General features: G+C 68.6%; 8 protein-coding genes. 5 read left to right on the top strand and 3 right to left on the bottom strand.

The genetic code is table 11. From position 1 onward, the window contains the following. Positions 1-123: 123 nt before the first annotated feature. The 4 genes from HUU94_RS00945 (at position 124) to egtD (ending at position 3275) form a co-directional block, all read left to right on the top strand. Entirely contained in the window at positions 124-357 is a 234-nt protein-coding gene (locus HUU94_RS00945; RefSeq protein ID WP_174273259.1) for an HIG1 domain-containing protein, read from the top strand. Positions 358-371: 14 nt separating this feature from the next. Continuing rightward, positions 372-947 (top strand): cob(I)yrinic acid a,c-diamide adenosyltransferase, encoded by a 576-nt coding sequence (locus HUU94_RS00940; protein WP_174273258.1) that lies wholly within the window; start codon positions 372-374, stop codon positions 945-947. Between the two features lie 73 nt (positions 948-1020). Beyond that, positions 1021-2298, top strand: coding sequence for an ergothioneine biosynthesis protein EgtB (gene egtB / locus HUU94_RS00935; protein ID WP_438827094.1), 1278 nt, complete (start codon positions 1021-1023; stop codon positions 2296-2298). Continuing rightward, on the top strand, positions 2298-3275 hold the full coding sequence (gene egtD, locus HUU94_RS00930) for an L-histidine N(alpha)-methyltransferase (protein WP_174273256.1): 978 nt from the start codon (positions 2298-2300) through the stop codon (positions 3273-3275). The genes egtB and egtD overlap by 1 nt, the downstream gene beginning before the upstream one ends. A gap of 112 nt (positions 3276-3387) precedes the next feature. Here the strand turns inward: egtD and HUU94_RS00925 are convergent, their stop codons facing one another. Further along, complete coding sequence (locus tag HUU94_RS00925; protein ID WP_174273255.1) at positions 3388-4329, bottom strand: DnaJ C-terminal domain-containing protein; 942 nt, start codon at positions 4327-4329, stop codon at positions 3388-3390. 118 nt (positions 4330-4447) lie between these two features. Here HUU94_RS00925 and HUU94_RS00920 point away from each other — a divergent pair, with 118 nt between their 5' ends. Further along, positions 4448-5566: a zinc-binding metallopeptidase family protein gene (locus tag HUU94_RS00920; RefSeq protein ID WP_174273254.1), complete on the top strand. Its 1119-nt coding sequence runs from the start codon at positions 4448-4450 to the stop codon at positions 5564-5566. Here HUU94_RS00920 and HUU94_RS00915 read toward each other — a convergent pair. Continuing rightward, positions 5535-6464 (bottom strand): transglutaminase family protein, encoded by a 930-nt coding sequence (locus HUU94_RS00915; RefSeq protein WP_174273253.1) that lies wholly within the window; start codon positions 6462-6464, stop codon positions 5535-5537. The two genes, HUU94_RS00920 and HUU94_RS00915, sit on opposite strands and share 32 nt — an antisense overlap. After that, positions 6464-7810 (bottom strand): alpha-E domain-containing protein (locus tag HUU94_RS00910; protein WP_174273252.1); only part of this gene is annotated, 1347 nt, incomplete at its 5' end. The genes HUU94_RS00910 and HUU94_RS00915, both read right to left, overlap by 1 nt.

The following is a 7810-nucleotide window of genomic DNA, read 5'->3' as shown; positions in this document are numbered from 1 at the left end:
GACGGCAGCCCCGGCCTCGCCGATCTGCGCGCGGGCGGGGCCGATCCCGTGGCGCTCGTCGCCGCGCTGCGCGCGGGGCGGCTGCCCATTGGATTCGGGGCTGCGGAGGCTTAGATAGCGCCGATGCAAACCTTTCTGCTCGTCTTGATCGTCCTCGCCGCGCTGGGTGCGCTCGTTTCGGTGGTGCGCGGGGTGATCATCTTCCTTCGCACGCAGCATGACGAGGTGAACGGCAATGGCCCGATCGAAAGCGGACTCGCGCAAAACCGGATGATGTGGCGGCGCATCCAGTTCCAGGCGATCGCCGTGATCCTGGTGGTGCTGTTCCTGCTGCTGGCGCGGGGCCACGCGGGCTGAGGCCCGACCCGGCGATGGTCAAGCTCAACAAAATCTACACGCGCACCGGTGACGCGGGCACGACGGGGCTGGTGGACGGATCGCGCGTCGCCAAGAATGACGCGCGGATGATGGCGATCGGCGAGGTCGACGAGGCCAATTGCGCGATCGGCGCGGCGATCACCTGGCTGGAGCCGGATGCCCCCGAACGCGTGATGCTCCGCCGCATCCAGAACGAAATGTTCGATCTCGGCGCCGACATCGCTACCCCCGGCGAGGATTTCGCGCCTTCCGACGCGGCTTTGCGGATCACGTCCGCGCAGGTCGAGCGGCTGGAGAGCGAGATCGACCGGATGAACCAGGCGCTGTCGCCGCTGACCTCCTTCATCCTCCCCGGGGGATCGGGCCAGGTGGCGGCGCTGCACATGGCGCGCGCGATCGCGCGCCGCGCCGAGCGCGCGATGGTCGGGGCCGCGGCGCAGGTCGCGCTCAATCCGCAGGCGATGGCCTATATCAACCGCCTCTCCGATCACCTGTTCGTGCTGGCGCGGCGGATCGCCGCGACGCGCGAGGGCGATGTGCTGTGGGAGCCGGGCAGGAGCCGCCAATAAGGCGCCAGACCGCGCGAAACGAAACTTTTTCGCGACCGGAGCATTTTCGGCGGTACGGAGGGGGCTCTCCATCTTGGCCGCACGCGTCGACAGTATTACCGAAGCGCCGTCGCTCGGGCAGCGACTTGCGGAAACGCGCGCCTTGTCGCGCGCGCTGGTCGCGACATTGTCCGATGCCGATGCGACGATCCAGCCGCATCCCGATGCCTCGCCCGCGAAATGGCATCTCGCGCACACGACATGGTTCCTCGAGACCTTCGTGCTGCGCGATCATGTTCCCGGCCATCAGCCGTTCGATCCCGGCTTCGCCTATCTGTTCAACAGCTATTACGAGGCCGAGGGCGCGCGGCATGCACGCGAGCGGCGCGGGATGCTCAGCCGGCCGAGCCTGGAACAGATACTGGGCTGGCGCGCGGCGGTGGATGAAACGCTCGCCAAGGCGATGCCGCACCTGCCCGAAGCGGCGCTGGCGCTGATAGAATTGGGCATCCAGCACGAGCAGCAGCATCAGGAATTGCTGCTCACCGATATCCTCGCGAGCTTCGCCCAAAATTCCCTCGATCCCGCCGTCTGGCCGCACCCGCGCCCCACACCCGCGCCGGTGCCCCCGTCGATCGGCTGGCGCCGGGGACGCGAGGGCATTGTCGAGATCGGCCATGACGCCGCCGAAAGCGGCTTCGCGTTCGACTGCGAAGCGCCGCGTCACCGGACATTGTTGCAGCCGCATGCGCTGGCCGATCGCGTGATCACCAATGCCGAGTGGCAGAGCTTCATGGCCGACGGCGGCTATCGCGATACCGCGCACTGGCTGTCGGATGGCTGGGCGTGGGTTAAGCGCGAGGGGATCGAGGCGCCGCTCTATTGGCGCCCCGATGGCGGAGGCGGCTGGCTGGCGTTCGCGCTCGACGGGCTGCACCCGCTGCATCCCGCCGCCCCCGTGACGCACGTCAGCTTCTACGAGGCCGATGCCTTCGCGCGCTGGGCCGGGGCGCGGCTGCCGACCGAGGCGGAATGGGAGAGCGCGGCGCAGGGGCTCGATCCCGCCGCGGGCAACCAGTTGGATGCCGCAGGCCCGGTGCGCCCGCGCGCGGCATCGCGCTCCGCCGCGCCCGCGCAGATGTTCGGCGACGTCTGGGAATGGACGGGCAGCGCCTTCCTCCCATACCCCGGCTTCCGGCCCGTGGCGGGCGCGGTCGGCGAGTATAACGGCAAGTTCATGTCGGGGCAGGCGGTACTCAAGGGCGCGAGCTGCGCGACGCCGCGCGGGCACAGCCGGGCGAGCTACCGCAATTTCTTCTACCCCTGGCAGCGCTGGCAATTCACCGGCGTGCGGCTGGCGAAGGACCTTTGATGCTCGGTGTCGACGATGCCCCCGCGCGCACCGACCGCGCCGATGCCGCTTTCCTGAACGACGTGCTGGCGGGGCTTGCCGCCAGGCCGAAGGCGATCCCGGCGCGCTGGTTCTACGATCGTCGCGGATCGGAGCTGTTCGAGGCGATCACGCGGCTGCCCGAATATTATCCGACGCGGGTCGAGACCGCGCTGCTGACGCGGATATGCGGCGAGGTCGCGGCGCTGGCCGGACGCGGGCGCGCGGTGGTCGAGTTCGGATCGGGATCGTCGACCAAGACGCCGGCGCTGCTGCGCGCGCTCGATGCCGCCGCTTATGTGCCGATCGATATTTCGGGCGACTTCCTGCGCGAGAGCGCCGCCGGGCTGGCGCAGGCGTTTCCCGGGCTTTCGGTGCTGCCGGTCGAGGCGGATTTCATGAAGCCGGTGGCGCTGCCGATGGCCGTGGCGGCGCTGCCCAAGCTCGGCTTCTTTCCGGGATCGACGATCGGCAATCTCGTGCCGCGATCGGCGGTGGATCTGCTGCGCGGGATGATCGAGACGCTGGGCGAGGGCGCGCTGCTGCTGATCGGCATGGACCGGATCAAGCCCGAGGCGGTGCTGGTGCCCGCCTATGACGATAGGCAGGGCGTGACCGCGCAGTTCAACCTCAACCTGCTCCGCCGGATCAACCGCGAGCTGGAAGGCGATATTCCCGTCGATCAATTCCGGCACCGCGCGATCTGGAACGACGGCTGGGCACGGATCGAGATGCATCTGGAAGCGCTGCGCGACATCGCATTCGACATCGCGGGCCGCCGCTTCGCGATGGCGGCGGGCGAGACGATCCATAGCGAGAACAGCCACAAATATGATGCGCGATCGGCGCGGCAATTGCTCGCGGCGGGCGGCTGGACGCCCGTGCGCGAATGGACCGACGCCGAGGGCCTGTTCTCGCTGGTGCTGGCGGAGGCACGGCCCGAACCGATCGCGCCTTGACCCTTCGTCATCCCAGCGCAAGCTGGGATCTCGTGACACAATCGTCACGCTTGATGGCCCGAGATGCCGGCCTTCGCTGGCATGACGGCAGGTTGGTGACGGCTGTTGGGGATCAGACCCCCAGCGCCGCCCTCGGATTGCGCTCGGCGTCGCCCGACCAACCCTCGACGAAGCTCTTCAACTCCGCATCGTCGGCCGGCAGATCGATCATCAGTGTTACGAGCTGATCGCCGCGCGTGCCATCCTTGCGATGGAAGCCGCGCCCCTTGAGGCGGAGGATCTTGCCCGAGTTGGAGCCGGCGGGGATGCTCATCATCACCGCGCCCTCGACCGTCGGCAGCTTGATCTTCGCGCCGCTGATCGCCTCGTCGAGCCGGATGGGCAGATCGAGGCGGACATCGTCGCCGTCGCGCGTGAAGAAGCGGTGCTTCTTGACCTCGATCGTCACCTGCGCGTCGCCGGCGCCGCCCATCCCGGCCTCGCCCTGCCCTGCAAGCCGCATCGGCGCTCCCGCAACGGCATCGGCGGTGATCTTCAGATCGACGGTCTTGCCGTTGCCGAGCGTGATCCGCTGCGGTTTCAGAGCGGCTGCATCCTCGAAATCCACCGCCAGCCGATAGGCGGCATCGACGCCCTTCTGCGCACGCGGGCGCGCGCCGAAGCCCGAGAAGCCGCTACTACCGCCACCGCCACCGGCTCGCTTGCCGCCGAACAGCCCTTCGAAAATCTCGCCGAAATCGCTGCCGCCGGTTTCGAACTCGACGCCGCCCGGCCCGCGCGGACGGAAGCCGCCCGCACTGCCGCCGGCGCCATAGCTGAACGGCATCTTGGGATTGCCCTGCTCGTCGAGCTCGCCGCGATCATATTGCGCGCGCTTGTCCTTGTCGGACAGCAGATCATAGGCCTGCGTCACTTCGGAGAAGCGCGCCGTCGCCTTGGGATTATCCTTGTTGCGATCGGGGTGCAGCTCCTTGGCGAGCTTACGATACGCCTTCTTGATCGCCGCATCGTCGGCGCCGCGCGCGATGCCAAGGGTCGAGTAAAGATCCGCCATTCCGCCTCCGTCGGCGCAGAAATGCGGGCCGGACGCGCTTTTAACAAGGGGTAGGGCACCTTTGTGCGCACGCGGCGTTCAGGCGCGAGATTTCTTCGATCGTCAGGAGCCTTTTTCCATGCGCCCGTACGCATGCCCCAATTGCTCGCGCCCCACCCATTTCGAGGTCCGGGTCTGCCCGAGCTGCGCGTTCACGCTGGGCTATGATCCGCAAAGCGACCAGTTCCTCTTCCTCGGCGACGGCGCGACGACGTGGCGCGATGCGACGGGCGCGCCGCACGACGTCGTCGTCTGCGCCAACAACAACGAGCATGCGGTGTGCAACTGGCTGGTGGCCTCGGTCGGCGATCAGCCGATGTGCCTCGCCTGCCGACACAATCGCACGATCCCGGACCTGACCGGCCCCGGCGTGCCCGAGCGCTGGGCCAAGATCGAGGCGGCCAAGCGGCGGCTGTTCCACACCTTGCTTCACCTCAACCTGCCGATCGAGACGCAGGCCGAGGCCGAGGCCAATGGGCGCATTCCCGGGCTGACGTTCGATTTCCTCTACGATCCGGTCGGCGAGCAGACAGGCACGGTGCGAATCACCACGGGCCATGAGGACGGGCTGGTGACGCTCAACATCCTCGAGGCCGACGACGTGCAGCGCGAGAAGATGCGCACCGGCCTCGGCGAGCCTTATCGCACCCTGCTCGGCCATTTCCGCCATGAAGTGGGCCATTATTATTGGGCACGGCTGATCGAGGACACCGACGAGCTCGACGCCTTCCGCGCGGTCTTCGGCGACGAGCGGATCAGCTACGAAGACGCGATGCAGAAACATTATGGCGACGCCGGCAGCGGCTGGTCGACCGACTTCGTATCCTCCTATGCGACGATGCATCCGTGGGAGGATTTCGCCGAGACCTTCGCGCATTTGATGCACATCATCGATGCGCTGGCCACGCTCGACGGCTTCGGCATGCGCATGACCAAGTGGCGCGAGGACGAGGCCCCCCCCGAAATCGACTTCGATCCCTATCATGTCGATACGCAGCGGCTGGTCGCCGAATGGGGCCCGTTCGCCTTCGCCGAAAATGCGATCAACCGATCGATGGGGCAGCCCGATCTCTACCCCTTCCACCTTTCGGAGGCGATCGTCGGCAAGCTCGATTATATCAACCGGCTGCTCCAGCGCGCGGGCAAGGGCGATATCGCGCCGCGGATCAGCCAGCCCGAGCAGATGCAGGCGGCGTAACGGTCGCCGCGCCAGCATCCTCGGCGAGTGGCTCGACATCGACCGCGACATCGATCTTCTGGCCGTCGCGGCCGAGGAAGATGCCGTCGACCGGCGCGACATCGCCATAATCGCGCCCGATCGCGCAGACGATATGGTCCGAGCCGACGGTGCAGCCGTTGGTGGGATCGAAGCCCAGCCAGCCGCGCTCCGCTCCGCACCACAGCATCACCCAGGCATGCGTGGCATCGGCGCCGACCAGCCGTTCCTTGCCCGCTGGCGGTACGGTGCGGAGGTAGCCGGAGACATAGGCCGCGGCGAGCCCCGCCGAACGCGCGCCGGAAATCATGATCTGCGCGAAATCCTGGCAGACCCCGCGCCGCGCCGCGAACGCCTGCGCGGGGCTGGTATCCAGTTCGGTGGCGCTGCCGTCGTAGCGGAAGCCGGCCTGGATCGCGTGGGCGAGCGCGAGCCCCGCCTCGACGATCCCGCGCCCCGGCGACAGCTCGGCTGCACACCAGGAGGCGATCTCGGGAAATGCGGCGATGAGCGGCGAGGGGAAGAGGAAGTTGGCGGGCGCCATGCGATCGAGCAGAGGCTGCCCGGCGGCGGCGCGCGCGGCCTGATCGACGCTGGGGTCGGAGGGTGTACATGCCGGCGCTTCGCGTTCGACGGTGAGCGTCGAACGGCTCTCGATGACCAGCTTGGTGGCGGGGCGATCGACGATCAGCCGATCGGTGATCGCCAGATAGCCGCCATCGCACCCCGCCAGCAATTGGCCGACCGGATCGAGGCGGAGGCGATAGCTTTCGACGCGCTGGCCGTCCCAATCGACGGGATGCAGGCGAAGGTTGCAGCGCGCGAACCGCACCGGAAAGGCATAATCGAAGCGCGTCTGGTGGCGGACCGAATAGCGCATCAGGCGAGCGTCATCCCCGGCGCGCGCAGCGTTTCGGCATCCTGAAGGAAATAGCGGCGGCCGATCGCGTCGGAGAGCGCCATCAGGCGATTTTCCAGCGCCAGAACGCCGGAGGGCGACATCGCCTCGGGCCTGGTGGTGGCGATGATCAGGCCGATCTCCTCGGAAAGCGCCACCTGCTCCTCGTCGATGCCGTCGTCGCGGAGCGTGGGAAGACCCGCCAGATGCTCGCGGATGCGCGCGACCTGGAAGGCGATGCTGCGCGGGTTGAACGGATCGAGCGCGATCAGATCGCGCACCGGCACCAGCGCCAGCCCGGTGAGATAGCGCGCGCGATAGCTGATCTGGCTGTCGCCGAGATCGAGCAGCGTGGTAAGATCGTCGGCCGAGGCCTGCTCCGTGGCGAAGCTGCGCACGAGGCGGCAGGTCGCCAGCGCGCGCTCGATCCGCCGACCGAGATCATGGAAGCGCCAGCCGGCGGTGCGCCCCATATTCTCGGCGGCAAGCCCCGCAAGCGCCGCGCACCTTTCCTGCACCTCGGCGGCGCGCGCCAGCATCGTGCCGGCATCCTCGCCGCCGGCCCCCGCGGGCTGGGGCAGGGCCATGTCGATCAGCCGCCAGACGTCGGCCGCCAGACGTTCGCGGATCACCTCGGCGATACCGTGCGCGGTCGCGAACAGCGTGCGGACGCTGGCGAGCCCGGCGCCGTCGAGCGCCGCCTCGGCGAGCTCGGCGAGATCGCGGATCGATCCTTCCTCGGGCTCTTCCTCCTCCTCGTCTTCCTCGTCGCCGCCGAGCCGCGCGGCGCCGGTCGAGATCAGCAGCGTGGCGAGACGATCGAGCGTCATTGGCACGAGGCTCGCGCCGCCATCGGCATCGAGCGTGCCGCCAAGCGTCGCGCGCACCAGCCGCACCGTGGCATCGGCGCGCTCGATATAGCGGCCGAGCCAGAACAGATTGTCGGCGGCGCGGCTCGGCAGGGTGCCGGGGTTGCGGCGCACCGCGACACGCGTCGGCAGCAGCGAGATCGGCTCGACCGGGCCCAGCGCCACCACGCCGCAATCGGCGGAGAAGGCGCCCGCCCCCATCACCGGCGCGCGCGCGTCGAGCTGCTCGCCGATATGCGCGAAGCCGCCGGGCATCACCTCCCAGTCGCCGCGCGCGTTGCGGGCGGCGAAGGCGCGCAGGATGAATGGGCGCGGCACGACGCGGCCCTGCGCCACGACCGGCATCGTCGACAGGCGCACCACCTCCTGCCCGACATAATCCTGCGGGCGGCGCGCGATCGCTTCGATCAGCCGCGCGCGCGCGTCGGGCGCCAGGCTGCCGCCCAGCGCGGGCCTGGT

This window comes from Sphingomonas bacterium, assembly GCF_903644055.1.
Classification (GTDB): Bacteria; Pseudomonadota; Alphaproteobacteria; order Sphingomonadales; family Sphingomonadaceae; genus Sphingomonas_I.
The sequence above is the reverse complement of the archived record's forward strand: the minus strand, read 5'-3'. Positions and strand labels throughout refer to the sequence as shown.

What these genes read in the sequence shown, in the direction of transcription:
- HUU94_RS00945 (WP_174273259.1), top strand. Translation starts at nt 124, where the DNA reads ATGCAAACCTTTCTGCTCGTCTTGATCGTCCTCGCCGCGCTGGGTGCG.
- HUU94_RS00940 (WP_174273258.1), top strand. Translation starts at nt 372, where the DNA reads ATGGTCAAGCTCAACAAAATCTACACGCGCACCGGTGACGCGGGCACG.
- egtD (WP_174273256.1), top strand. Translation starts at nt 2,298, where the DNA reads ATGCTCGGTGTCGACGATGCCCCCGCGCGCACCGACCGCGCCGATGCC.
- HUU94_RS00925 (WP_174273255.1), bottom strand. Translation starts at nt 4,329, where the DNA reads ATGGCGGATCTTTACTCGACCCTTGGCATCGCGCGCGGCGCCGACGAT.
- HUU94_RS00920 (WP_174273254.1), top strand. Translation starts at nt 4,448, where the DNA reads ATGCGCCCGTACGCATGCCCCAATTGCTCGCGCCCCACCCATTTCGAG.
- HUU94_RS00915 (WP_174273253.1), bottom strand. Translation starts at nt 6,464, where the DNA reads ATGCGCTATTCGGTCCGCCACCAGACGCGCTTCGATTATGCCTTTCCG.